The sequence below is a fragment of the Clostridium zhoujianii genome, from assembly GCF_051590805.1.
GTDB lineage: Bacteria > Bacillota > Clostridia > Clostridiales > Clostridiaceae > Clostridium.
This window is the reverse complement of sequence record NZ_JBPUTF010000001.1, coordinates 284,347-310,527: the sequence shown is the minus strand read 5'-3', so window position 1 is coordinate 310,527 and position 26,181 is coordinate 284,347. Positions and strand designations below refer to the sequence as shown.

Here is a 26,181-nt window from a genome sequence, read left to right as displayed (position 1 = left end):
CAAACTACATAAGTTTGAGATTTATTAAATTACTATTTTATTTTTCTTGATACTAATACTAAATCATATATATCAATTATATTATCCTTATTAAGATCATAATTAGTATTCCATCCAGACTGACCACTAACTTTATTATAATTATTAGATAATATAGCTATATCAAGTGAATCAATCTTACCATCTTTATTTAAATCCTCTTTTTCAAAAGGTAATGAATCTTTTACTTCAACCTTCGTTATAAATAGCATATCATTTGTCCCTACTGGTAATCTATAAATTACTTCTGTATTACCCTTTGATACTCCTGTTACAGTACCATTTGAAACAGTTGCTATAGATTTATCCTTACTTTCCCAATTCCCCTTTAATGATGATACTGGATTTGATATCAATTTAATTTCTTTGCTCTTTATCCCTTGCATATCTAAAAGAACATTACTATCTATCTCTACTCCTATAGCACCTTCTCGTCCAGTTAAAGCCCCAGTTATTTGTCCCCAAAGTTCAACATCACCAATACTATTAGTTTGACCACTACTTTTCATATCAAAATAACTATTTTTAGGAGCTTTATATTCACCACCATAAAGTAAGTTCTTACCTATAAATCCACCTGTTTTATCAGAATTAGTCTTTCCTTCTACCTTACCAGTTGAAAAACAATTTTCTATTGTTGCATTTGAATTAATACCTATAAATCCACCTACGAAACCATTCCCCCTTACATTTGCTTTAGAATATGAATTGGTAATTACAGCTGTCTCTATAGCGTATCCTATTAGCCCAGCTGCTGTATCAATAGAATATGAGCTTTCTGGCTTAGAGCCTATTGCCTCTCCTGAAGTAACTTGTACATTATCAATCTTACCAGATACTGAACCTGCAAGAGTTGCTGCTCTTCCTGAATTATTCTTTGATTTAATATTTTCTAAAACTAAATTTCTAAGGCTACCACCAACCTCTATTGCATCAAATAATGCTGCTGTACTACTAATACTATCTTCATTAATTGTAAGATTACTTATCTTATAACCTTGTCCATCAAAATTCCCTGTAAACATTCCTAGGTTTTTAAAATCATCTACAGCTGACATATCAATATCTTTTGTCATCTTAAAATATGCTTTACCCTGTCCTCTAACTAAGTTAAAATCTGATGGATCATTTATTATATATGGATTACTTGCTGTACCATTACCCTCTACAGTTGGAACCTCCACATCAAAAGTGATTGTATCACCAAGTCCACTTGAAACATTTGAAATTACAATCCCACTATTTTCACCATTACTATAGTGAATAGTATCATTATCAAATGTTGATGAATCACTTGTTGATTTTCCAAAGGTTGTTCTTCCACTTTCTTTTGATAAAGTAGCTTTGCCTAATTCTCCTTTGCCTAGACCTAATCCTGTTTCTCCTGGCCTAAAAACATACATAAAGTCTTTTTCTTTATTACCATCATATTGATTAATACTAGTATTAATTCTATATACTATTATTCCTCCATTGTCCATATTAGTATATTTATCATAGCCTTCTTTTTTACGATATTCTGCTATAAAATACTCCTTTGCATTTAATGGAGATTTTATTATAATAGCTCTTTTTTCATCTGGATTAATATATTTAGGAGCTTGCAATGTTATAGTATGCTTTCCTGAACCCAAAGTATCAAGCCTTGAACCCCAATTTAAAACTTCCCTCTGATAAAATGATGTTATAGGATTTAAAGTTTGTTGTCCATTTGAAGCCATCATACTCCATCTACCTACCGGATCCCCATCATCTCCCAACACTCTATAAAGATCCGGAAGTCCTATCACATGAAGAAATTCATGAACTATTACTCCATAAACTGTTCTCCTTTTACTAAAGACTCCTCCTGGCTGCTTAGAATCTCCCACACTTACTAAATTATACGAATAAACTTCCTTCCCAGCTATTTTAGTATCAAAGTATCCATCTGCTTTATGTGGCCATAGTAGTGATTGGAATTCAACTCCTGTTCCATATCCATACTCTCCCTCTGCATAAAAAGAAATAGCATCTATGTATCCATCATTATTAATATCAATTTGGCTCCCTGTCATTTCTTTTTCAACATGAGCCTTTACTGCATTTAATGCCCCTCCTATAAGTTCTCTTTCCCTAGCCATTTGTTCTGATAAATTTGTATATCCATCTTTAGCTGTAGTACTCTTCTTCATAAAATATGTTCTTGGTTTGTCAGGTTTGTAGGATACTACAGTTGAATTACTTTTAGGATATATACTTGTTTTTACATTTAATTTTCCATAAGATAAGTCCTTTAAATATTCATTCAAAGAAATTAATGGTATCTTTCCATATGTAGAATCATTTGTCCCACCTGTATTAAATACTTCTTGAGCTTTTGATTGGGTTTCTGGGTCATCAATACTAATGTCTTCCCTATCAGAAAACTCAATAAAAACAGCGATATTATTTAAATTCCCTTCTGTTATTGAGGACCTTGTACTTCTATTTTTATTCCTATTAATCCCATATAAATCATTATAGTCATCTAATCTATCAATTGACATATTTTCATTATTCTCAGTTCCATAGGCTGTAATTGGTATGCCTGAGATAATCATTGATAAGATAACTAGAAAAGATATTATTTTTTTTATTTTCATAACCATCCCCCTTATTAATTAAAATTATTCTATTAACTACAAATACCAAATTATATATATGAATCTTATTTTCCTCATTAATATGGTATTGAGAATTCAATTTAGCTTGTCCAATTAAATAAATTCTTCTATTTATTTTTAATATACTCTTCCTATATTGTATTAATATGTACATTATTATTTTCATCAAATATGATAGCATAGAATTAATTTGTTTTAAATAATAATTATTCTTATCTTACTATAAAAAGATAATGAATAATTCTACTATTATGGTTTAAGTATATCTCTATGTTTTTAAGTAATACTATTTATAAATGAATTTTAGGAGGTAACTTATGAAAACATTATTTTTAACACTATTGATAGCCACAACCCTTGTAAATCCAATTTTTCTAACATCACATCAGTATGCCAACAGTGAAATTAATATTTCCACCTTAGGTGAAAAAGGTTATAACTTGGAGTACAATACAATCTTTAATACTATGAAAAAGGGAATGAATGATGCACCTAATACTGGAAATGTAAATTTAGACTTTGTAGTAGAAATGATTCCACACCATGAAGGTGGCATAAATATGGCAAAAGCAATAATAAAATATGGCTCAAATCCAGCTGTAAAAAAAATTGCTGAAAATATCGTTACATCTCAAGAAGCTCAGATTCCAATAATGATGGAGTTAAAAAGCAAATTTGAAAAAGAGCCACCTTCAAATAAGGAATCTTCTGAAAGCTATATAAAAAAATATAATGAAATAAAAGATAATATGTTTAAAGAAATGGAAGGTGTTAAAATCACTGATAATGTTGATGTTAATTTCCTTCAACAAATGATATATCATCATGAGGGTGCTATTGCTATGGCAAAGGACATATTAGGATATACCAAAGATCCAGACATAACAAAATTAGCTGAAAATATAGTATCTACCCAAAGTAAGGGTGTTCAAGAAATGAAATCCCTCTTAAAAACTTTACAAAATAATTAATCAACCTAAAAAAGTAGCCCAGAAGACCACTGGAAGCTACTTTTTTCAATATTTATCACTTTTAATTACTACTCACACTCTCCACAGTTTTTAGCTCCATGAAGATTACCAAGGACTTTCTTGAGTGAATTAAGTATATGAATATATTCCTCATCTGAAAAGCCTTCACTATATATATCTAGCATTTCTTTATAAGTTGAGTTTATTAAAGGTGCTATTTCTCTACCTTTATCTGTTAGATATATTTTATAAAAACGCTTATCTTCAGGGTCTTTTTCCCTTATTATATATCCATTCCCCTCTAAATTCTTAATAGACTTTGCTGTAGTTGCCTTTCCAATGTGTAGTTTTTCACTTAATTCCTTTTGACTTAAACCTTCATTGTTACATATTATATATAAAAAATCCTGCTGACCGCATCCAATATCATAACCTTCTAATCTTTTATTAATAATACATTGAGAATTTCTATAAATACCAGCTATGTACTTTCCAATTGATTCTCTCTTCAAGACATCTCCTCCTAATTTCAGTTGCATATGAAACTGTTATAAGTTTAACATAATGCCCCTTAATATACAACTCTTTATTAGGCTCCCCATCCATCTACTTTCCACTCACCATCAACATATTTCAATTCAAAATACTTCTTTGATATTGTTTCTCCATTTATCCAATCACCAGCTGGTGCAGACTCTGGAGTATCATAACAAATTATCTCCACCTCTGTATATACCTTCACTCTATCTTCTTCAATTGAATCAATTTTAGCTAATAATAATTCAGCAGATTTAAGAGTATTCTCTAAGACTGTTTTATCATCACCTATGCTCTTTCCAAATTCAGGAGTGCTATATTTCTTAAGTTCTTTTATATCCTTATTACTCAAAGCTTCTAAATAGTTCATTATTAATTCATTGCTTCCATCTAATGTTATCTCTTTAGACTTTGAATCTTTACAACCAAATAATCCAATAATACCTACTAAAATAACTAATACTACACTTACCATTCTCTTCACTTTTTATACACCCCTTCTAAAATTAATCTATTTAATATTTACCCCCCGTATATTGTATAATATTTATTATTATGTTATTTTAATTATAAAACATTATGGAATTATAAGGAAGTGATGTGCTTGAATGATATTTTCAAAAAAGATTATCAAATAAACATTTACGATGTAGATTCGAATTTAAAATGTAAATATTCAACTATAGTAAATTATCTATGGGATATAGTTATCTCTCAATCTGAAGCTGTAGGTGAAACAGAGGAAGGCTTTGTACATAATAATTGTATCTGGGTTCTTTTAAAATATGATATAAATATTTATGAGTATCCTAAATATAAAGAAACCATCTCAGTAGATACTCAAGTTTTAGGAGTTAAAAAATTCTATGGTTATAGAAAATATACTATTAGAAATTCAGAAAATAAGGTTATAGGTGATGTACTTTCAATTGCAATCTTAATAGATTTCGAAAAAAGACGTCCTATGAAAATATATCCTGATCAATATGAGATATATGGCGTTAAAGGTGAACTGGAAGAAGACATTCCACTAGATGATATATTGAAGTTAGAAAAAGAAGATTTCTCTAAGGACTTCCCTATTAGGTATAGTGATATTGATTCAAATAATCATGTTAATAATGTGAAATATATTGAAATGTCCATAGATACTTTACCAAGGAATATAATTAATGAGTATGAATTAGCTAATATTAAGATTTTATTTAAGAAGGAAACAACTGATGGGGATACCCTTCATATCTCAACTGAGGTTATAGAAAATGATGATAATACAATTACAACCCTTCATACTATAATAGGTAATGAAGAAAAACTTCTTACTAAATTACAATTAAAATGGAGAAAGGAATAGCATCTGCTATTCCTTTTAGTTTTACCTAACTTATTATATGTAATTTCAAGTTTATTATTAAGATTAATTACCTATAGAAATATCGTATACATAAATATAACTTTGAACAAACTAAATTTGAATTTAATAATAAAAGGAGTATACACAAATGAAGAAAGTTTTTAGAAATTTATTATTGTCATTATTTTTATTTGCTTCAGTATTAATACCACTAACAACAAATGCTATAGAGGATATATCATCCAAAGATAATTTTTCTAACAAATCTATCTGTGACTTAAGGATGGCAGAAAGAAAACTTTGGATTGATCATGTTTTATGGACCAGAAGTTTTATTGTAAGTGATTTAAGTTCACTAGTAGACAAAGGTCCTGTAACAGAACGACTTCTTAAAAACCAAGATGATATTGGAAACTCAATTAAACCTTACTTTGGAGATGAGGCTGGGAATAAACTTGCTATTCTTCTAAGAGAACATATAGAAGTTGCCGGAAAAGTCGTTGATGCAGCTAAAGCAGGTAATAAAGATGAATTAGATAAAAATAATAAACTATGGTATGAAAATGCAGATAAAATTGCTGACTACTTAAGCTCTATCAATCCTAGTTATTCAAAAACCACTTTAAAAGATATGTTATATAAACACTTGCAACTAATAACAGATCAAGTTGTAGCACGACTTAATAAGGATTGGAAAACAGATATTGAAGTTTATGATAAAGGTGAAGATCATATGATTATGTTTGCTGATGTACTTATTGATGGAATAATAAAGCAATTCCCAAATAAATTTAAATAATTATAAACTATCCCCTATGTAAGTTACTCATTATTCTATCTTACATAGGGGATTATTTTTTATTAGCTTTAAAATTTCATCTAATTTTCAAGTATATATAAATAACCATTTTTAATGTTCATTGGAACATCTCCATTGAATCCTAACTTTTTTAGTTCCTTAACTAAGGTAATCATAAAGAATCCATGTGATACTATAATTATATTTTCTGACTTATTAATATCCAACTTATTTATAAATTCCTTTGCTCTCTTCCTAGTATCATTTATCCCTTCTAATTGGGACTTATGATTTATTTCCCATCCAATTCTTGAAGTAATACTCCATATAAAACTTGGTATTCTAATCTTTGATTTTACTACTGGATACATTGTAACTTCCCTTAATAATTTAGTAGTTTCTATCTCTTCACCATAAATACTTTCTGCTGTTTTTATAGTTCTTGATAAATCACTACAGTAACATCTATCCCATTTATCATAACTTATATCAATCTTATTTTCTATTACGCCTGCTTTATCGTAGTTAGTAATGTATTCTTGAAACTCATTAGAATCCATTAATCTTTTATGTGTATAATCAATTTTAAAATGTCTAACCATTCCTATTTTCATAGCCTCCTCCACCTGTCATCCTATCTATACTATATTTCACTTATTATATTTTAATATAATATGCCTTCGATACACTTTTATAATATCCATGACAATGATGATTAAGATTCTCCCAATAATTCAAGAACTCTGATGGCATTTTAGGAATCCAGTACTCGCTAGATTTAATAGGATTAACATTTTTAGCTAGTGTATTATATTATTATCTGCACTTATAATTCCTTATATAATATCATATTTATCTTATTTTTTCTATTTTTATCCATAATAAATTTTCCACAGTCTACATTCTATTATGCTAACTACTTTTATATAAGTTTTTAAGCAAATCAAGAACCAGCCAAATACTTTAACCAACTTCTCTTGTTCCTTAAGCTACTTTATTACTTTTTTGATTGTCCTTTATTAAATGCAACCTTAGCATAACCAATCTTGCTATTGGCTGTGCCACACAAGCTTCCACTGCAAAAGCAATAGCAAAGTTTCGTGGCCATTTGTAAAAGAACATATGAATAGGTTCCATGCTAACTTGTCTTCCACCAATCCAAGCTCCAATTACAGTCAAGAATATTGACATTAAAAATACAGTGCATAATGTCTCAACAATAATATGAGCATTGAAACTGTCATCTTTTTCAATGATTTTTGATTTCATCCATGCAGCAGGTTTATGTGTAAGTAAAACCAATAAAATAACACTTACGCATATTAACGGTATCACTTTTATCACATCTCCCCATACGTGCATATGAAATCCAACTTCAAAGCAAGTAATTAATGGTGCAATTATATTAACTGATATAATTGAAATTATTGCCATAAAAAGTGCAAACTCTTTCTTGTTTCGTGGTAATTTCATGTGAAAATCCATAACTCATTCCTCTTTCTTCTTAAATATTTAAAAGATTTAGGCAAAAAAATAAGCGCGAGACCAATCACTTGATCTCACGCTGAACCATTATACGCGTCTAAAACTTTTACTTATTATATTATAAATTAACTTTTTAATTATTTCAAGTATAGAGTTATTTTTTCATAACCTAAGTTATTATTTTGATCATCATCAATAGATTGACCTAAATCGCTTTTTATAGCATTTAATTTTAATTCTGGGGCATAGGTCTTTCCTTGAATTAAATATGAATTAGTTGATAAAAAAAGCACTCCATATCACAAAGAATGGTTGTGCTTTTTCATAATTCAATACTAAGATAGTGCCACATCTAAAATCATCATAATTACAAATCCTATAGAAAAAACTACTGCACTAATATCAGAATTGTTGTCTTGTGCTGCTTCCGGAATTAACTCTTCCACTACAACAAAAATCATTGCTCCTGCTGCAAATGAAAGCAGATACGGTATTATTGGTGTAATAGTACTAGCAAATATTATTGTAATTGCTGCTCCTATAGGCTCTACTATTCCTGATAATACCCCGTAAAGAAAAGATTTATTTTTACTCATACCTTCGCTTCTAAGTGGCATTGAAATTATTGCACCTTCCGGGAAGTTTTGAATTGCTATTCCTATAGAGAGTGCAAAAGCTGAAGCAATAGTTATTGCACTGCTTCCATTCATAATACCTGCAAAAACAATTCCTACAGCCATTCCTTCTGGAATGTTATGAAGTACTACTGCTAATACAAGCTTTGTAGTTTTGTTTATGTTGTATTTACTTGGACCTTCTGGTTTATCACTATCTATATGAAGATGTGGAATTAATTTATCCAAAGAAAATAAAAACATAATTCCAGCTAATACTCCAATCGCTGCTGGCATAAAAGATAATTTTCCCATATCCGCGGACATATCTATAGCAGGAATAATTAAAGACCATACTGCTGCTGCCATCATAACACCGGAAGCAAATGCAAGAAGTATTTTATTAACCTTTGAATTCATTTCTTTTTTCATCGCATAAACACAACCTGCGCCTAATGATGTACCTATAAGTGGTATTAAAAGTCCAATTAGAATCTCCATTGTTATCCCTCCTTTTATTAAATAAATAACTATTTCAATCCATTAATTGATATTGATTATTAATTAATATACTATATTATTTTATCTCAACCATCAAGTACTAATTAAATATTTTTCAAATTTATTCATAATGCTATCTTCCTTATATACTAATATAATCTGTTAACTAATATTAAAATTTTAAACTAGTTACAAATTAAGTTATTTAATCTGTTTAGATCTTACTGTATATGCAATTGCTGATATTACTATTAGTCCACCAAATATCATATAGGACATACCTACAGTATCCTTGCCCTGAATAATTGCATTTATTACACTATATTGCATATAGCAAACTAATGTGACAATTAATAAGCTAACTACTTTCATATAAGTTTTAACTAATGAATATTGTCTTCTTGCATTCTTCTCTGTTATTTCAACCTTATACATATATTTTTCAGGAAACTTGGATAAAAGGAATAATCCTAAATATAATATTACACCAATAAGGATAAATATAAATATTCCATTCTTACCTGCTCCATTCCCTGAGAACTTCCCAGCAAGATCAAAATGAATAGGTATTATTTCAGGTAATACACTATATTTCATAACTGTATAAACTAATGTAACTCCTACTAAAATAAGTGACACTATGTCCAAAAGCTTATGTAAATTTGTTGTTTCTATTTTTATTTTCGGCTTATTATTACTCATCTAAACTTCCCCCTTAAATTCTTTTTAATCTATTGGAATAACTATATTAACCTTAAACTCTTTTTCATTAAAATCTATTCTTAAATTACCTTCATACTTTTCTATTGCCATTTTTACATTTTGCAATCCTAATCCCTTGTGGTTTTCCTTAGTAGATTTAAATTTATCATTGGTTCTTATAGGCTTAGATCTAAGTGAATTACTAATATTAATAACTAAAAATTCATTAAACTTGTCTACTTTTAAGAATATTTCTTTCTCTTCTACAAGACCTTTAACCTCATCTATAGCATTGTCTAGAAGATTAGAAAATACTGTAGTTAAGTCTATATCTTTAATAAAACCTAAATTTACATCCCCTATCTTACAATCTAATCTTATTCCAAATTTCTTAGCTACTTCACATTTATCATTTATAATAATGTTTAGTACCTTATTATCTGTATAATATCTTTGCTCAAGACCATCAAACATCTTGTATAAATCTTTACTGTAATAATTAGCTTTTTCCTCTTCTTTTAGGTTATACAAATTCTCTATAGTATGAAGATGATTCTTTATATCATGGATAATCTTTCTAGAGCTTTTATATTTTTCCTCTAAGGAATTGTAATACTCATACTGCATATTAGATTGTTGCTCATAAAGTAACAGCTCACTTTTCATTTCATTATTTTTTGATATAGATTGAAAAATATCTGTAATAAAAATATTTAAAGCAATAATAGAAACTATATTCACAAGTAATACCAAGGAGTCCCCAAAGGATATATTTGTTTGAAAATACATCATTAAAGTAACTATATAAAATATACTAAACATAGGTAAAAGTAAAAAGTTAAAAAATTGAGCTTTACTTAGTCTATTAATCCTCTTATTCTTATACCAATGTATAAACAACTTTGATCCACTTAAATTAGCAAACTGTATTACAATTGAATTCGTTATAACAGCTAGATCTAAATTGTTAAAGGTTATATTTCCTAAAGTAACTATACCTTGAAATATGCTACTTACTATAATCTGAGATGCAGATAAGATTACAATAAAAATACTATAATAGACTATGAAAATCTTCTGATCATTATAAAGGCAATGGCCTATAATTACTGTACCTATCAAGCTTACGATTAAATTAATAAACCCATTTCCAAAAACAACACCAGTTAAGATAAGTACTAATAAGAATATAAAGTAGCTTAAAATATAATCACTTTTTTTATGATATAAAGTTCTCTCAAATTTACTCATAAAGTCAAATACTATATATAGTGAGAAAACTTGAAGTAACAAAATTATAATTACCAATGTAACTTGAAGTAGGCTATCCATAATAACTTAGTCTCCTTATTGTAAAATACGTTTTTCTAAAAACATATTAAACTCATCTCTAAATTCTGTTGATTTCTTTTGTGATAGCGGAATGATACTTCCATCCATCATAAAGATATCGTATCCTTTTATTGATTTAACATGAAATAAATTTACTGTGAAGCTTTTATGTGGCATTAAAAATCCGTACTCTTCCATTTCATTTGCTATTCTTGTTATCTTATCTCTTAAAATATAACTTTCCTTTAGTGTTTTTAGTTTTACAGTCCTGTTTATATATTCAAAATAATATATTTCCTTTGCTGTTAGCCTAACTACTCCTTCTGTAGTTATAAATTCTAAAACCTCTTCTTTTTCTTCCATTGAATAACTTAAAACTTCATCTAATTGACTATGTATTTGCTCCATTTTAACGGGCTTATTTAAATATCCAAAAGCATGTACACTAAATGCCAAATTTAAATAATCAGTGTAGCTTGTAACATAAATTATCTTTACAGCTTTGTCATAATTTCTTATTTCCTTTGCTGTTTCAATACCATTTATACCAGTCATATCAATATCCAAAAATATTAGATCAAATTTCTCACTAGCTTCTAAAAGTTCTTCTCCACTTCCATAAGTTGTAATGCTATACTCTAACCCCTGGTAACTTTCTATACAGTTTTTGATTTCATTAATAATATTTCTGTCATCATCACAAATTGCAATTTTAATCATTATTCTTCTCCAAAATTTAAAATTCTTTCGCCAAAGAATATTATATAATCCATTACAAATACTTACAATATTTTCATACAATCTCTGCTACTCAGTAGTATTTTTATTTTTTATCCCTAGGTTGATTTTATTATATATTCCTTAATTACTGATAACAATAGCCTTTGCATAAGGTACAGTTTTTGATACTTGAAATACATATATTCAATATGTCTTTTTCTATTTGACATTATTATTGCTGAGGAAATAAGGCATAAAAAGGACTGTAGTAGATTTGTATTTACACAAATCTACTACAGTCCTTTATATTATATAAAATTAAAAAATATCTAAACTAGCCCTAAGCCTTTTATCATCTATATATTTAACATCAATATTATAGTTTTTAAAATAATTGTATGAATCTTTTAAATCCATCTCATCTCTAAAATATATTTCAACATCAGTACAATCTATAATTATTAAACAGATACTACATTTACTTTTTTCAAATTCCTCATATGTGTGAAAACATATATGTTTAGCTGTGTCTTCTATATAACCGCTTAAGTTTAAATTAATTACATATGTTTTTTCATTTAATAACTTATTATATAATAATTCTCCAGAGATAATGCTATTCTCAAAAAAACACTTATCATCTTCATCTAAAACATCATCATCTGATATATACCAAGTATACTTTTTTATATCTATACAATTTAATATATTAAATAAATAATCACCTTCTTCATTAGGAATATTAAAAGTAATTCCTTTAATCAATGTAATCACTCCTATTTATTAATTGGTCCACTTCTTTTTCCTTTACCAGCAGACTTCTAGCATTTTCTTCTGCAATATTCTCCCTCTGTACTAATATAGCATTATAATATGATTGAATATAACCTGCAAACTGATAAAAAACATTTTTTAATACTTTTAAAATTTCCACACTATTTGCCTCAATATAATCCCAATTGTACATAATAATTGCGAATGCACCTATACCCACTTGTGGGACATTCTAAAAAATAATATCTTTTCAAGGGGAATAAATCATAAATTAAAGTCATTTAGTTTACCCATAGCATATTAATCAAATATTTTATTATTTAATAACTCACTCTATAAGTCTTCATCATAATTAAATTTTATTGCTTATAAAAAAAGTAATGATTAACTACTCTCATCACTTATAGAACCTCTATTGCATCCTTTGGTAATTCTCTTACATTCTTTAAAAACCTAAGACTATTTCTAGCCTCTTCTTCATTATATTTAAATGAAAATTCCTTTGCTATCTTACGAGAAAGTACTTCAAATAAATCACACATTATAAATACAGAATCCCAAATTGCCTCTATTCTTGCAACTGAATATGTCTCTAAATACTTTCTCCAAATATCTTCACTTAAGTATTTCTTTAAATACTTACCACTTTTACCTACACTTAAAGAAAAGTTTGTATCTATTCCTACATTCCATATAAGCATTGACTTTAGCTCTGGTCTTATAACATGATCTAGCATATCCATAACATAAGGAATCTCCTCACGCCATAGGCCCTTTGCAACATTATTTAGACACCACCAAAACTCATTACAACATCTATAATATAGGATTTCATCAGGTCTCTTTACATGATAATCTTCATCTGTTACCTCAGGTATTTCTGGTAAAACTTTATCTTTATCCAAAAGAATCTTTGCAAGCTTATCTTCTAAAACCATTTTCTTAGCATAATCAATTCTCATTAAACGTAAATCTAACCTATTTCCATCTGCTAATTGCATTAAATAACCATAGCACTTTGAAATATTACATTCTTCTCCTAATAATTTATCTATTTCCTCTGGCTTCTGCATATAAAGGATTTCTCCAAATACCTTAATCCAATCTTCATCTTCTATAAAAGATTCTGTTTCTTTAACAACATAGACTATATCATAATCTTGAAAAATATCCTTTGGTACATTAATATTTGTTCTTGACCCATTCATAAATACTGCTCTAATCCGTTCATCTTTACTAGCAACCTTCAAAAGTAGGTCCATCATTTCTTTTTCCCTTCTCATATATAATCTCCTTATTAATATTTATATAAATATACCCTATAGATTCTTCTATAGGGTATAACTTTTTATCTAAATATCATATTTCAGACTCATTCTAAACTCTTCTCTGTATGAAATTACTACTAACAATTTAGGCTATTCTATTTTTTTATAATTGCATCAATAGTAATTTGCATTTTATTACTTAAGTTTACGTCTTTTAATAAGACCATAGAAATAAGGTCTAGAAGATACATTGTAGAAAATTGAGTGTTAATGAATCTGTTTTTATCAATAAACTTTGCATTATACACAGTAAATTTAATATCTGAGTACTTTGTTATACTACTATCTTCCAAGCTTGTTATAGAGACAGTTTTTGCACCCTTCTCTTTCGATATTCTAAGAGCTTGTACTACCTCCTTAGTTTCACCTGATATAGATATTCCAAGAACTAAATCTTTTTCAGAAACTATTGAACTATTTATTATCATCATATGAGAATCTGAAATTGAATAAACATTAAACCCCATTCTCAATAATCTTTGCATCATTTCATTTCCAGTTAGCCCAGAACTTCCAACACCATATATGTATATCTTATTAGCCTTCTTTATCTCCCTTACTATTCTAAAAATAGATTCATTATCTATAAGATGCTTGGTTCTTTCAATAACCTCATTATAATATTGATATACATAAGAAAATATACCTTCTTCTTGGGTAGGATCTATATCTACTTTATTTGAATTCAACTTTATTTTCATATCTACAAAACTATCACAGCCTATTTTCTTAACAAATCTAGTAATTGTAGCACCAGAAGTTCCTATATTTTTTGCTAGTTCCGTTATATTGATATTTTTTATCATATCCCCATGTTGCAAAATGTAGTCTGCAATAGATTTTTCTTTATCTGAAAAACTATTATATACCCTTTGTATTTCGCATAAAATGTCCACTTAAAAACCTCCACTATACAATCGATTTGATTATATAATAGCATAATACAAGATTTAGTGAAATAAAAGAGATAGAGATTTTTACAACCTCTATCTCATATGTAGTACTTAATCTATTATAATGCTTTTACTACTTCATCATTAAACTTCTTAGTTATAAGTTGAGGTCTTGTTATAGCTCCTCCTACTACAACAGAATAACAACCATTTTCCATAGCTCGTCTAGCTTTTTCAGGTGTATCGAAGTTTCCTTCTGCTATAATACGCGCCTTACATTTTTCAATTAAGACATTTAATACATCAAAATTATTTAATCCTTTTGATTGATCTGTGTATCCAACTAATGTAGTTCCAATATAATGAAATCCTAATTCATCTGCTCTTATACCTTCTTCAATAGTAGATATATCAGCCATAAACTTTTGGTTTGGATACTTTTTAAATACTTCTTTTATAAAGCTTACATCTTGATTTATTGTTGCATCAAGGGCTACTACTTCAACCCCTGCTTCAACAAGTGCATCAACTTCAACCATTGTTGGAGTGATATATGGTACTAAATTAGGATAGTCCTTTTTAATTATACCTATTATAGGTAGATCAACTTCTTTCTTTATTGCATTAATATCCTCTACTGTGTTAGCTCTAATTCCTACAGCTCCACCTTCTTTAGCTGCAACAGCCATTCTACCCATTATAAAAGAGCTATGAAGTGGTTCATTTTCTAGTGCTTGACATGATACGATTAATCCTCTATTCATTTCTTTAACTCCTTATCTCTACTCATTATCTATAATTTCATTAATTTTTTGCTTTAATGGATCTGCCATTGCTCCAAAGATAGCTTGAATACCACCTTTTACTTCTAGTACAGCAGTAGCACCTAATGATTTGATTTTATCTTTATCAACCTTTGATACATCTTTTACAGCAACTCTAAGTCTTGTAATACATGCATCAACATCATCTATATTTTCCTTACCACCTAAAGCAGCTAATATTTCAGCAGCTGTAGCACCCATAGTTTCTTTTGTTATTACCTTAACTTCATCTCCTTCTGTATCTCTACCTGGAGTCATAACATTGAATTTAGTAATTAAGAATCTAAAAGTGAAGTAGTATAATGCAGCCCAAGCTATTCCTATAAAGATTACATATATCCAATTAGTTTTTTCATTACCTTGAAGTACACCAAATAATGAGAAATCTATTAATCCACCTGAGAATGTATTTCCAATTGAGATATTTAATATATCAGCTAGGAAGAATGATAAACCATCAAAAACTGCATGAACAACATATAACCATGGAGCAACGAATAAGAACATAAATTCAATTGGTTCTGTAATACCAGTAACAAATGAAGTAATTGCAGCTCCTAAGAATAAACCACCAACTAATTTTCTTTTAGCTTTTGGTACACAGTGGTACATAGCTAAACATGCAGCTGGTAAACCAAACATCATTGTAGCAAAACGTCCTGCAAAAAATCTTGTACCTTCCGTAAATAATCCTACATGATTTGGATCAGCTAATTCAGCAAAGAATATATTTTGTGCACCTGTAACAGTTTGTCCAGCAACTTGTGCAACTCCACCTAACTCTGTATACCAGAATAATGGATAAATCATATGGTGAAGTCCTACTGCACCTGTTAATCTTAATAAAAATCCATATAAGAATGTTCCTATTGGTCCTAAATTAGCAATTCCATTACCAGCTGAAACTAACCAACCTTGGAATGTAGGCCATATTAAGAAGAAAATAAAACCAACACCAATAGCAGCAAATGAAGATATTATAGGGACAAATCTTGATCCTCCAAAGAATCCTAAAATAGCAGGTAATTGAATATTGTGATACTTATTATGTAGATAGGAAACTAGTGAACCGATTACAATTGCGCCAACAACACCTGTATCAATAGATTCAACAGAAGGATTAAAAGCAGTTATCATACCTTTTATTGATGCATTCATTACTAGAAATGCTACTGCACCTGCTAAAGCTGCTGTACCTTTATCCTTCTTAGCAAGTCCAACTGAAAGACCTATACACATTATAAGAGCTAGGTTTGCAAAAACTATATCTCCGGCAGATGCCATTATTGAGAAAATACCTTGTAACCATGGAATATCTAAAAATGGATAAGCTTGTACAGTGTTAGGATTTGATAATGCACCACCAATCCCAAGTAATAGACCAGCTGCAGGTAGTATAGCAATTGGCAACATAAAGGATTTTCCTATTTTTTGTAGTTGTTTAAACATTTTGTTCCTCCTTTGTTTATGAAAAATATTTTTACCATTATTTTTTTAAGAAAATAATTTTCTTATGAATATGTTTACATATTATCATGAAAATAATTTTTATTCAATAGTTTTTTATAAAAATTTTTAACATTTGTGTTGTTTTATTTTCTTCCCCCTATAATAAAGTATTTCAGATTTCTTCCTGTCCTATTCATAAACCCTTCTTTTATAACATTCAAAAGTTATTTCATAATGTCTATTTTCCTTAACTTATCTTAATATAAAAAAAAGAAGAAGAAATACCATTAAAAGATACTGCTCCTTCTTATTAACTATTGATTTCTATAATTAATATTATTATTAAAACTTGCTTAATAATATCTCCCTTTTACCTCTTTAGTGAAGCCATAATCAACAATTACTGGCTTACCATTAATTATTCCCCAACTACTACTTCTACCTAAGTCTGCTCCTAGTAAACCATACTTTCTCTGAATAGCTTCTATTTCCTTTAGTCTAAGTAGCTCAGTATTGTTTGTAGTACTAAAATATCTTAATACCTCTGAGAAGTTATTTATCCTTTCTGCCTTTTTCATTATTAGAAACTTAAAATTACCTGAAACTTTTATTACCTTTGCAAATATATCTGAATTCTCATTAAATGAAATCCTATATTCTGTTTGATTTTGTGCAATTCCAGCCATATTCTTTGCTACCTTAATTACATATCCATTTCTCAAATCGAATACATCACGTCCAGAACCTGAACCAATATATCTATATGCCATTTGTTTCATCCCCAATATACTTTGATTTAATTTATTAATCTTTTCATATATTTTCTAAACTAAAATTTAATTAATATTTTAGTCACATGTTATACATAATATATTATTCGGCCTATATTTAATTGGTTCATAAGTTATGTCTTAAGCTCTATTACTTACTTTGATTATAAGAATATTACTACCTCTTCCTTCCTATTTATTAACAGAACTCTTTGTCTCAATCTCAACTTTTATAGCTGTAGCACCCTCTGATTGAATCCAATTTAAACTTGCTTTAAAGTCAGAATCCACCTTATCTAAGTTGCATATATTTTCTACAACATAAGCTCCCTTACTTTCAATATACTTATCTATTATTACATGATCCTTTCCATGCTGTATTCCACTTAAATCAATTCCTATTAACTTCACCTTAAAATCTAATAATTTATCTACAAGTTCATTTGTCAAATATGGACTTCCTTCTGTGTTAAAATACTTCTCGCTTCCATATCCATACTTCTCTAAATATCCTGTTCTAAATATTATAAAAGATTCTTCCTCTATTGATATTTTATCTAATATATCAACATCTATAATATCAATATTTCTAACATCTATTACCTTTACCTCTATTTCTGATGGTAATTCTATAGTTGATAAATTATAACAATCAATATGTGTTCCTATATGTTGTCTTTGATGGGCTGGCTTTGAATCACCCCACTTTAGTATTTCCTTGGGAATATTAAATTCTTTTAAATGTAGATTCATATTATCTCTCTCCCTCTTCTTCTATTATTTCATCCAAGTAATTATTGAATTTCTTCAAAAAGCTAGCTATCACATCTTGCTCAGCTTTATCTATATCTTTAAAAAACTTGTTATTTCGTTCTTCCCATTCCTTATGTTTTATTTCATGTTGTTTATATAACTCTTCTCCTAACTCTGTTAATTTAAAATATATTTCCTTATCATTGTTTGGATTTTTATACTTATCAATAAGATTATTACTTAAAAGTTTCTTGCTAATCTTACTTATAGCACCTCTTGTCATATTCATTCCCTTAGCTATTTTAGTAACATTAGGATCTTCAATTCTACCAATTAGGTCTATACAATGTATTTCTGAAACTCCATATTTTTCATATTCTCCTTTAAATGCTACCTTACCTAAGACCTCTTCTTTTTCATATATTTCTTTAAGGCTCCCCATAATACTATTTATATTATTCAAAGCAATCACCCCATTTCTTTTGTTTCCTTGGATACAATATTAATTCATTTTTGTTTCCCTGTCAACAATTTTGTTTGTTAATAACTTCATTAATGATAAAAAAAGCTATAAGAATAATAATTCAAATAGCTTTTAGTAAAATTTATTTATTTTCAGATCCCCATATACTACTATCCCTGTAGTAATTTATACCTTGGTTTTCCATCCTTATTCCTTGCTTTTCTAATCTACTCTTATATTCATTCCAATTCCTAGCTTCTTTAGATGTCCATCCTATTTCAGCATAACCAGGCAACCTTGGATATATCATATAATCCATAGCTTTTCTATCAGTAATTGCTTCTGTCCATAATGGTGCTTCTACACCTAAAACTAATTCCTTTGGAGCATAATCAGTAGGATCCCATGTATATGCTGTTTCTACTGGTATATAACCTGCCCAATCTAATCCATATGGTGTACTTTCATTGTACTTCATATCTAAGTAAGCTTTTGGAGCAATTGAAATAATCATATTCATCTTTTTTTGCCTAGCTGCCTCATTTGAATCCTTCCAATTTTGCAATACTGTACTTGAATTTATTTCTGGAGAAGTATCTATTGGATCCCAACCAATTGGAGTCTTTCCATACTTCTCAACAATTTTAGATACCCTACCAACAAAGTAATCATAATCTGCCTTTTTAGTGCTATCTGCCTCATCTCCACCTATATGAAAATATTTTGAAGGTGATATTGCAGCAACTTCCTTAATTACATCATCAATAAATTCATAGGTCTTTTCACTATGAGTCATAAAGGAACTAAATCCTACCTTTGTTCCTGTATACAAAGGCTTCTTTTTACCATCTTCATTTAAAAATCCATAAGATGCTAAAGCTGCATTAGTATGACCTGGCATATCGAACTCTGGAATTATTTCTACATATCTTTCACCTGCATATTTAACTATGTCTTTAAACTCTTCCTGTGTATAATATCCTCCAGGTCCACCACCTACTTCTGTACTTCCACCTATAGTAGTTAAATCTGGCCATTTTTTTATTTCTAAACGCCATCCTTGATCGTCACTTAAATGTAAATGAACCCTATTTATTTTGTATTGAGCTGCAAGATCTATTTGTCTCTTAACTTCATCTACAGTAAAAAAGTGTCTAGCCACATCAATCATTAAACCTCTATAACTATATTCAGGTTTATCATCTACTGTTGAAGCTGGAATACTCCACTCTACATTAGTAACTACAGTACTCTTTTCAATATCTGGTGGTAATAGTTGTCTTAAAGTTTGAACTCCTCTTGAAAGTCCTTCTGGTTTATTGGCTATAATACTAACCTTTTCAGGAGTTGTTACTATTTTATAACCTTCATTTCCTTTACTCTCTTCTGATCCTAAGGTAGTTAAATAAATACTCCCCTTAGGGGGATTATCTCCTTTAATAATATTTAATTCAAATCCTGTTGAAGCTTTTAGCTTTCCTTTTATAAACTCTGCAACTTTATTAATTTCTTCTGTTTCCTCATCTGTTTTTCCCTTTACATAAATTGAAGTATCCTTGGTAAGTATAAATTTCCCTTCACCTTTTGTATAACTTATAGGTTTTGGAATAATAGTATTACCACTACTTTCTTCTGCCAAAGTTTCTTTAACCTCATTATTACCTCTAGAAATCATATTAACAGATAGCCCTACTACTAATAGTGATATCAATGCTATAGATATATACTTCCAAAGATTATTAGATAAATTCTTCATTAGTTCACCCTCCTTAGTTCATCATTAATTTTCTGTACTTACTATATAACCTTCATTATTATTTTATAACCTAAAGTTCATAGTATATACTATAAATCAATTTTGAAATGATAGATTGGCTAAAATACATACTTCATTTTTAAACTGAACTATATTTACCAAATGAAAACAAGATCAGGAACCCGTATTTTTTTACAGGTTCCTGACCTCTTAAATTATATCCTTCCACCACTCTAGTGAACAAATTATTATGTCATCTAAACTTTTTATTAAATAACCATGAAAACCCTCCGTTTGATTTTGTTGATGTTTAGGATTTTCTGTAGTACCACAATTCCCTAAATACACAAATTTATCTTTGGATATTTGTGATTTTGATGTTATGTCCAACTGAAATTTATATGGAAGCTTATCATTCTTTAAATCCTTATAAATACTCGGTGTTCTATAAGCTGGATTAAGACTTAACTCATTAACTATATCTATATTAGGTACTTCATCACTAATCCACTTATATATTTGCATTACTGGAACTGTATGAACAGGCCAATAACTTCCATCTCCAACTTTTCTTAATAAGGCATATTTGCCATAATAGCCTGTCTCCTTACTATATTTATTATCTAGCTTATAGGCAAATATGTCTCCATCTTTCCAATCAATTACATAGGGTTTATACTTACTGACCTTCTTCTCAGGTGACATTTCCATAGATAATTTTTCTTTTAATAGTTCAAGAGTTTTTACTCTTTTTTCATATACACTTTTGCTTGATTCTTTGTACCTGTCTAGATGTTCTATTTCCTCTAGCGCTTCTAATGCTTTTTCTTTAACCTCAGGTAATAGCCTACCATAATCCCATTGTACATTTGCTAATCCAAACCATACGTCTGGTCCATCATCACTATCTGTAAGCTCCTCCTTGTACATTTCTAGTATCTCTCGGGTTACTTCTTCATTTGTTTTTCCTCTTTTTAATTTATCAATATAGTCACTTTTCACATCTGATGAAACTCCAATGCCTAAATTAACTTTTAAATTGCTCATATTCTCACTCCTTAGTATTTTTTAAGGATAAATATACAATATATTACCATATATGTAATATATTATCTGCATATTTAAATGCAATTGTGAACTATATACAAAAATTAGAACTACTAGTATATCACTTAAAAATTTTAGTAGTCCATAGGATTTTAATTTCATATACATTTATCTAGTAATTATGCTTTATTACCAAATTAAAAGGGCTACCACATTAGTTACAGCCTTTTTTTAATACTATCTTATTATTTTTCTAATGATTATAATTCATCACTATTTATTTCAATTACTTTTTTATACATAAATAACTATCTTTCTTTATTCTATTATTTCCTTTAATTTTAAATTTTCCTTATAGGCAAATCTATAAATGAAACCTATACCAAGTAGCATTAGTATCAAATCATATAATAATATACCAATTCCACTTCCCCTCCTATATATAGCCATATTAAATAACCTTGTTATATTAAAATCAACTGTTCCATTTAAAACCCATATTTCAAAAAATACTCCAGTAATCACCACATAAAATATAGGTAGTATATAGGCTATAATCTTTTTCCTACTTACTGTTGTAACAGCAAGTAGGAAAGTTGAAAATGCAACTGAAGATATTACTATTAATAAAAATATTGTAACAATATACAATAATTTTGAAATATCATATATTCCTATAAATACACTACCTTTAACAAAGGACCCCATTAACATCTCATCTTGAATTTCACTACTTATTCCCAAACTTATGATTAAATATAAAATAACAATCCCATAGCTTATTCCAAAAATAATTGAATTTGCCAAACTATTTACCAGTAACTTTACCTTAAAATATGTTTTTCTATCTATTATTTCTATTATCTTATCCATAAATCCTGATTGTTTATCCTCAATTATTGATGTTGAATAAATTAATCCTACTACAACTGGTGCTATATATCCTATATATGAAAATCCAGAAATTCTTAAAAACATATCTACTCCATCAAGCTCTAAATAGGGTGATGTACCTTCCTTTAAGTAAGGTGCTATAAATAATGTTGTGAGTATTATAATAGATAACATAGTCTTCCATGAAAATATAGCCTTTTTTAATTCTAATTTAAAATATGTCTTCATATCTATCCCCCTTATTAGTATTTATCTACGATTGCCCCTATTGTTGCTCCTTTAATATACTCATTATTCTTTAAATTTTTTAATGATTTACTATCTCCACTAACAACTACTCCTATTATCTTTAAGTCATCTTTATTAATTTCATTTTTGCCATTACATAAAGTATTGAATATTTCCGCATATTGACCATTATCTATTTTACTTTGTTGAATAACACCTATAAAATCATCTTCAGGTCTATCAATAGGATTCCCCCTATTATCCAAAGCCTTAATGCCATAAACATCATATTCATTAAATGATTTTTTTTCTGATAACTCCTTAGCATTTGTAGTAAATGTGTCAACCCAATACCAATTTAAAGTAATATCACTAGGAATCATATTCTTCACTTCATCAATACTATAGGCTTTATTAAATGATAATGATACCTCCATCAACTTGTTGTCTTCTATTTCAGAGAGATTTCCTAAATCATTTATATAATTACTATATTCCACTGATGGATGATAAAATTTCATAACTTTTTTTCCTGCTTTATTATACTCTGAAACCTCTTCTGATTGATTATAACTACCAGTGTATAAATAGTTTCCCATATCACCATATATTCCGTTAATTAAAGGCATATAAGTATACTCTTCTTTATAACTTCCATCAGTTACAGGCTTATTTCCTAAAAACCTATATCTTACATAGTTTATTTCACCAACCATAATCCTGTCATCAATTTGAATACCCCCTAAATAAGCATTTGGCATAGAAACCCTAAAAGAATTATTTAATCGTCTCTCCTCTTTAATACTCATTTTGTTTAAAGTAGTTGTATTAAATATAAGTACTCCAAAGCTTATAATAATAAATATCATAAAACTTACTATAATAGTTCTCATTATTGAAAACATCTTAGCCTTTCTAATTGTTCTGTTAAAATCCGGTGCTTCATTCATATTAAATAATTCTTCTAATCTTTCATCATCACTCTTAATACCCATAATCATCCCTCCATAATTTCTTAAACTGCTCTCTTGCCCTAAAAATATAGGTCTTAACCGTCTTTTCGTTTATACCTAATACTTCTGATATTTCTTTATATGATAAACCCATATCGTATTTAAAAAATAATAGATTTTTATGAATCTCACTAATAGAATTTAATACCTTAAGAATTTCTTCCTTTCTCTCTATATCCAATATAAAATCTTCAACAAACTTACTATCTGTAAGGCTTTCTTTAAAAATATCTTCATCAATATTCAAATGAATATATCTGTTATTTTTTCTACACATATCATAGTAATTATTAATTGCTACTTTAAAAAGCCATGCTGAAATCTTATTAGCATCTATACCATCAATATACTTCAGTGCTTTATAGAAGGTATCTTGGACTATGTCTTCTGCATTATCTTGACTACACCCAATTTTAAGCAAATACTTGTATATGAGATTCTTCTTTTTTTCAAACATCTCATTTATTAATTCACTCTTCATTATTCCCCCCTAAAGTAAGCTAATTGACAGTAACTATTTTGAAGTACTTCTTTATTATGACGTTTCAATTGTAAATATGTATACAATTATTTTAAACTAAATACAAGTATACCAATAAAAGCCACTCGATATGTCACTTAAAAACTTCAGTAGTCTATATGATTTTAATTTCATATACATTTAGCTAGTAATTATGCTTTATTACCAAATTAAAAGGGCTACCACATTAGTGACAGCCCTTTTTTTAATACTATATTATTATTTTATAAAAGGTAGAAATACTCCCCGAAATCAAACTAGTCCAGGCGGAATCAATTCATACAAGATATTTTTTAGTTACATCACATCTATAATTCATCGCCATTTGTTTCAATTACTTTTTTATACCAGAAATAACTATCTTTCTTTATTCTATTTAATGTTCCTGTGTTTTCATCTTCTTCTCTATCCACATATACAAATCCATATCTCTTTTGATATCCATTAAGCCAGCTTAATAAATCAGTATATGACCATGTACAATATGCTAAAACTTCACAACCATCATCACAAGCTTTCTTTAATTCCTCAATATGAGCTTTTAAATATGCTATTCTATATGGATCGTGAATTTTACCATCTTCCACTTTATCAAAGGCTCCTAATCCATTTTCTGAAATAACAATTGGTAATGCATATCTACTTGTAATTTCTCTACAGCACATTCTAATTCCCATTGGATCAATTGTCCAATCCCAATCAGTTGTTTCTAAGAATTTATTTTGAGGATTTTTATAAAGCCCTGGCAGCCCTTGCACCTTTGCTGTTCCCTTTTTACCTGTAGTATTCATTTCATTTGACATTGTAACACCATCAATAGGGTTATATTCAGCAACTGTTGTTTGATAGTAATTTACACCCATAAAATCAACTAAATCAGCTGCTCTTTTTAATAATTTCATATCTCCATCTTCAATTTCAGGAGCTACTCCTACTGATTTCAAATATTTCATTGCCGAAATTGGATATCTTCCATATGCATAAATATCCATCCACCAATAATTTTGTAAATCATCATAATCTGCTTTTGCCATTGCATTTTCAGGCTTACAATCAAATGCATAACATGGAGAAAAGGCAAAACTAGCTCCTACTTTAGCCTCTGGATATAGTTCTTTTAATGCTAATACTGCACCAGCATGTGCAAGGTTTGCATGATGATTTACTTGATAGAATTTCTTCATATCATTTTCAATACCTGGTGGATGCATCCCTTTTAACCACCCAAAGGCTGTGAAAATATTTTGTTCATTCATGGTTATCCAATACTTAACTCTATCACCAAAGTTTTCGAATAAGGTCTTAGCATAATTCACATAATCATCAACTATTCTACGACTTTCAAAACCTCCATACTGATCTTGAAGTCCTTGAGGCATATCCCAATGATACACTGTAACCATTGGCTCAATTCCATACTTTAATAATTCATCAATTAAATCTCCATAGAATTTTAATCCTTCTTCATTTACTTTCCCATTTCCCTTTGGATATATTCTTGACCATGCAATAGAAAAACGGTATGTTTTAAGTCCCATTTCAGCCATTAATGCAACATCTTCTTTAAATCGATGATAATGATCAACTGCCTTATCTCCTGTTGTCCCCTTAAATGTTTTACCAGGAATTCTTACGAACTTATCCCAGTTAGAAATACCTTTGCCACCTTCATCAAAGCCACCTTCTACTTGGTATGCTGCAGAAGCACTTCCCCAAAGAAACCCTTCTGGAAAACCCTTGCTTTTTTCAAAATACATAACTTTCTCCTTT

At 28.9% G+C, this 26,181-nt stretch carries 28 protein-coding genes; 3 read left to right on the top strand and 25 right to left on the bottom strand.

The window, feature by feature from the left end; all coding sequences use genetic code 11:
• Positions 1–32 precede the first annotated feature (32 nt).
• Entirely contained in the window at positions 33–2,663 is a 2,631-nt protein-coding gene (locus ACSYT2_RS01540) for a M6 family metalloprotease domain-containing protein (RefSeq protein ID WP_438382960.1), read from the bottom strand.
• Positions 2,664–3,001: 338 nt separating this feature from the next.
• On the opposite strand from ACSYT2_RS01540, the gene ACSYT2_RS01535 reads away from it, so the two are divergent.
• Complete coding sequence (locus ACSYT2_RS01535) at positions 3,002–3,655, top strand: DUF305 domain-containing protein (protein ID WP_438382958.1); 654 nt, start codon at positions 3,002–3,004, stop codon at positions 3,653–3,655.
• A 68-nt stretch (positions 3,656–3,723) separates the two neighbouring features.
• On the opposite strand, the gene ACSYT2_RS01530 is transcribed toward ACSYT2_RS01535, so the two are convergent.
• Complete coding sequence (locus ACSYT2_RS01530) at positions 3,724–4,167, bottom strand: MarR family winged helix-turn-helix transcriptional regulator (RefSeq protein WP_430858197.1); 444 nt, start codon at positions 4,165–4,167, stop codon at positions 3,724–3,726.
• Positions 4,168–4,244: 77 nt separating this feature from the next.
• Entirely contained in the window at positions 4,245–4,676 is a 432-nt protein-coding gene (locus ACSYT2_RS01525) for a hypothetical protein (protein ID WP_438382955.1), read from the bottom strand.
• A gap of 120 nt (positions 4,677–4,796) precedes the next feature.
• Here ACSYT2_RS01525 and ACSYT2_RS01520 point away from each other — a divergent pair, with 120 nt between their 5' ends.
• Positions 4,797–5,546: an acyl-[acyl-carrier-protein] thioesterase gene (locus tag ACSYT2_RS01520; RefSeq protein WP_430858195.1), complete on the top strand. Its 750-nt coding sequence runs from the start codon at positions 4,797–4,799 to the stop codon at positions 5,544–5,546.
• Positions 5,547–5,694: 148 nt separating this feature from the next.
• Entirely contained in the window at positions 5,695–6,345 is a 651-nt protein-coding gene (locus tag ACSYT2_RS01515) for a glycosyltransferase (protein ID WP_438382954.1), read from the top strand.
• A gap of 80 nt (positions 6,346–6,425) precedes the next feature.
• Here ACSYT2_RS01515 and ACSYT2_RS01510 read toward each other — a convergent pair whose 3' ends face one another.
• The 22 genes from ACSYT2_RS01510 to ACSYT2_RS01405 form a co-directional block, all read right to left on the bottom strand.
• Entirely contained in the window at positions 6,426–6,959 is a 534-nt protein-coding gene (locus ACSYT2_RS01510; protein WP_438382952.1) for a histidine phosphatase family protein, read from the bottom strand.
• A gap of 370 nt (positions 6,960–7,329) precedes the next feature.
• Positions 7,330–7,830 (bottom strand): hypothetical protein, encoded by a 501-nt coding sequence (locus tag ACSYT2_RS01505; RefSeq protein ID WP_430858192.1) that lies wholly within the window; start codon positions 7,828–7,830, stop codon positions 7,330–7,332.
• A gap of 137 nt (positions 7,831–7,967) precedes the next feature.
• On the bottom strand, positions 7,968–8,123 hold the full coding sequence (locus tag ACSYT2_RS01500; protein ID WP_430858191.1) for a hypothetical protein: 156 nt from the start codon (positions 8,121–8,123) through the stop codon (positions 7,968–7,970).
• Between the two features lie 42 nt (positions 8,124–8,165).
• On the bottom strand, positions 8,166–8,945 hold the full coding sequence (locus ACSYT2_RS01495) for a ZIP family metal transporter (RefSeq protein ID WP_438382951.1): 780 nt from the start codon (positions 8,943–8,945) through the stop codon (positions 8,166–8,168).
• Positions 8,946–9,146: 201 nt separating this feature from the next.
• Positions 9,147–9,647, bottom strand: coding sequence for a DUF1648 domain-containing protein (locus ACSYT2_RS01490; RefSeq protein ID WP_438382948.1), 501 nt, complete (start codon positions 9,645–9,647; stop codon positions 9,147–9,149).
• Positions 9,648–9,671: 24 nt separating this feature from the next.
• Entirely contained in the window at positions 9,672–10,979 is a 1,308-nt protein-coding gene (locus ACSYT2_RS01485; protein ID WP_438382946.1) for a sensor histidine kinase, read from the bottom strand.
• Positions 10,980–10,994: 15 nt separating this feature from the next.
• Complete coding sequence (locus ACSYT2_RS01480; RefSeq protein ID WP_438382944.1) at positions 10,995–11,699, bottom strand: LytR/AlgR family response regulator transcription factor; 705 nt, start codon at positions 11,697–11,699, stop codon at positions 10,995–10,997.
• 318 nt (positions 11,700–12,017) lie between these two features.
• On the bottom strand, positions 12,018–12,464 hold the full coding sequence (locus ACSYT2_RS01475) for a DUF2691 family protein (protein ID WP_438382942.1): 447 nt from the start codon (positions 12,462–12,464) through the stop codon (positions 12,018–12,020).
• On the bottom strand, positions 12,457–12,666 hold the full coding sequence (locus ACSYT2_RS01470) for a hypothetical protein (protein WP_438382941.1): 210 nt from the start codon (positions 12,664–12,666) through the stop codon (positions 12,457–12,459). The genes ACSYT2_RS01475 and ACSYT2_RS01470 overlap by 8 nt, the downstream gene beginning before the upstream one ends.
• A gap of 208 nt (positions 12,667–12,874) precedes the next feature.
• Positions 12,875–13,756, bottom strand: a complete 882-nt coding sequence (locus ACSYT2_RS01465; protein ID WP_438382939.1) for an aminoglycoside 6-adenylyltransferase — start codon at positions 13,754–13,756, stop codon at positions 12,875–12,877.
• Between the two features lie 140 nt (positions 13,757–13,896).
• The gene (locus ACSYT2_RS01460; protein WP_438382938.1) at positions 13,897–14,697 is read right to left on the bottom strand and encodes a MurR/RpiR family transcriptional regulator; all 801 of its coding nucleotides are present in this window, start codon (positions 14,695–14,697) and stop codon (positions 13,897–13,899) included.
• Positions 14,698–14,813: 116 nt separating this feature from the next.
• Positions 14,814–15,458 (bottom strand): N-acetylmannosamine-6-phosphate 2-epimerase, encoded by a 645-nt coding sequence (locus ACSYT2_RS01455; RefSeq protein ID WP_438382936.1) that lies wholly within the window; start codon positions 15,456–15,458, stop codon positions 14,814–14,816.
• Between the two features lie 18 nt (positions 15,459–15,476).
• Positions 15,477–16,967 carry a PTS transporter subunit EIIC gene (locus tag ACSYT2_RS01450; protein WP_438382934.1) on the bottom strand — a complete coding sequence of 497 codons (1,491 nt, stop codon included), beginning with the start codon at positions 16,965–16,967 and terminating at the stop codon, positions 15,477–15,479.
• Between the two features lie 353 nt (positions 16,968–17,320).
• Positions 17,321–17,737 carry a hypothetical protein gene (locus ACSYT2_RS01445; RefSeq protein ID WP_438382932.1) on the bottom strand — a complete coding sequence of 139 codons (417 nt, stop codon included), beginning with the start codon at positions 17,735–17,737 and terminating at the stop codon, positions 17,321–17,323.
• 192 nt (positions 17,738–17,929) lie between these two features.
• Positions 17,930–18,490, bottom strand: coding sequence for a cyclase family protein (locus tag ACSYT2_RS01440; RefSeq protein WP_438382930.1), 561 nt, complete (start codon positions 18,488–18,490; stop codon positions 17,930–17,932).
• A gap of 1 nt (position 18,491) precedes the next feature.
• On the bottom strand, positions 18,492–18,932 hold the full coding sequence (locus ACSYT2_RS01435; protein WP_430858219.1) for a MarR family transcriptional regulator: 441 nt from the start codon (positions 18,930–18,932) through the stop codon (positions 18,492–18,494).
• Positions 18,933–19,095: 163 nt separating this feature from the next.
• Positions 19,096–20,709, bottom strand: a complete 1,614-nt coding sequence (locus tag ACSYT2_RS01430; protein ID WP_430858184.1) for a beta-N-acetylhexosaminidase — start codon at positions 20,707–20,709, stop codon at positions 19,096–19,098.
• Positions 20,710–20,919: 210 nt separating this feature from the next.
• Positions 20,920–21,756 carry a hypothetical protein gene (locus tag ACSYT2_RS01425; protein WP_438382928.1) on the bottom strand — a complete coding sequence of 279 codons (837 nt, stop codon included), beginning with the start codon at positions 21,754–21,756 and terminating at the stop codon, positions 20,920–20,922.
• Between the two features lie 318 nt (positions 21,757–22,074).
• Positions 22,075–22,878: a hypothetical protein gene (locus ACSYT2_RS01420; protein ID WP_438382926.1), complete on the bottom strand. Its 804-nt coding sequence runs from the start codon at positions 22,876–22,878 to the stop codon at positions 22,075–22,077.
• Between the two features lie 14 nt (positions 22,879–22,892).
• Positions 22,893–23,873, bottom strand: coding sequence for an anti-sigma factor (locus ACSYT2_RS01415; RefSeq protein WP_438382924.1), 981 nt, complete (start codon positions 23,871–23,873; stop codon positions 22,893–22,895).
• The gene (locus tag ACSYT2_RS01410) at positions 23,863–24,372 is read right to left on the bottom strand and encodes an RNA polymerase sigma factor (RefSeq protein WP_438382923.1); all 510 of its coding nucleotides are present in this window, start codon (positions 24,370–24,372) and stop codon (positions 23,863–23,865) included. Before ACSYT2_RS01410 ends, ACSYT2_RS01415 begins: the two co-directional genes overlap by 11 nt.
• Before the next feature lie 347 nt (positions 24,373–24,719).
• Entirely contained in the window at positions 24,720–26,168 is a 1,449-nt protein-coding gene (locus ACSYT2_RS01405; RefSeq protein ID WP_438382922.1) for a glycoside hydrolase family 1 protein, read from the bottom strand.
• Between the last annotated feature and the right edge of the window lie 13 nt (positions 26,169–26,181).